The organism is Streptomyces sp. NPDC055815 (assembly GCF_053616475.1).
Genome location: NZ_JBSHDU010000190.1, coordinates 1 through 1,241 on the forward strand (window position 1 = coordinate 1; position 1,241 = coordinate 1,241).

The 1,241-nt window shown below is 70.2% G+C and carries 1 protein-coding gene; it reads right to left on the bottom strand.

Going from position 1 to position 1,241, the window contains the following annotated elements:
* The coding region (locus ACWGN5_RS41910; RefSeq protein WP_453524293.1) for an AMP-binding protein at nt 1-1,220 on the bottom strand (1,220 nt) is incomplete at its 3' end.
* Nucleotides 1,221-1,241: the final 21 nt, after the last annotated feature.

The window sequence follows — 1,241 nt, forward strand, 5'->3', positions numbered from 1 at the left end:
ACCAAACCGAACCGGTCCTGCATCCACACCAGCCGATTGACGATCCCCTCATGCCCAACCACCACACCCTTCGGACGCCCCGTCGAACCCGACGTGAAGATGACGTACGCCGGATGCTTCGGTGCCACCGACACCTCCGGTGCCAGCCCGGGCCGGCTCGCCATCTCGGCCATCACCGCCGGATCGTCCACCACCACCCGAAGCGCATCTTCCGGCAACCGCCCCGCGTACTCACCCGAGGTCACCACACACGCCGCACCCGCATCCGCCAGCGCCGCAGCGATGCGACCGGCCGGAGAATCGGGATCCACGGGCAGATACGCCGCGCCCGCCTTCAGTACCGCGAGCAGCCCCACCACCATGTCCGCGCTGCGCTCCAGGCACACCGCGACGACCGACTCGGCGCCAGCACCCCGTTCCTTCAGGACGTGCGCCAGCCGATTCGCCCGGGCGTCCAACTCCGCGTAGGAAAGCTCCACCCCCTCACACACCACCGCCACCGCATCCGGCGTCCGCGCCACCTGCACCGCGAACAGCTCGGGCACCGTCGCCCCCTCGACCGCCACCGCCGTGTCGTTCCACGTCGCGAGGAGCTGGTGCTGTTCGGCCTCGGGGAGGATGTCGACGGCCGTCAGCGGCGTGCCGGGGTGGCCTTCCAACGCGGTGACGAGGTTGTCCAGGCAGGTGTGCATCAGGCGGCACAGCGCCTGACCGTCCACCGAGCCCACCGCGTCCACGGTCAGCCCGAACTGCGACTCGCGATCCTCGACCGAGACAGTCACCGGATAGTTCGTCGTCTCGCGCATCGACACCGTACTGATGCCTCCGCGCGCTGTGCCGGCCTCCGCACCCGCCTCGCGGTCGGTACGGGGCTTGCTGTGCCGGTAGTTGAAGAGGGACGTGAACAGCGGGCTGCCGCCCGGCATCCCGCTGACCTGCTGGGCGAGGGTCAGCGGCGCGTGCTCATGCACCAACAGCTCGGCCAGCTGATCCCGTACGCCTTCCAGCGCCTGCCCCACACCCTCAGCACCGACCCGTACCCGCACCGGGAGGGTGTTCAGGAACAGCCCTGGCACCCGGTCAGCGCCGGCACCCGCGTTCATCCGCCCGAACAGCACCGTGCCGAACACCACGTCGTCCCGACCACTGACCGTCGCAAGCACCCGCGCCCACGCCAGGTGGAACACACTCGCCGCACTCACCCCCAGCGAGCGAGCCACCTCCCGCACCCGGCGACCGAC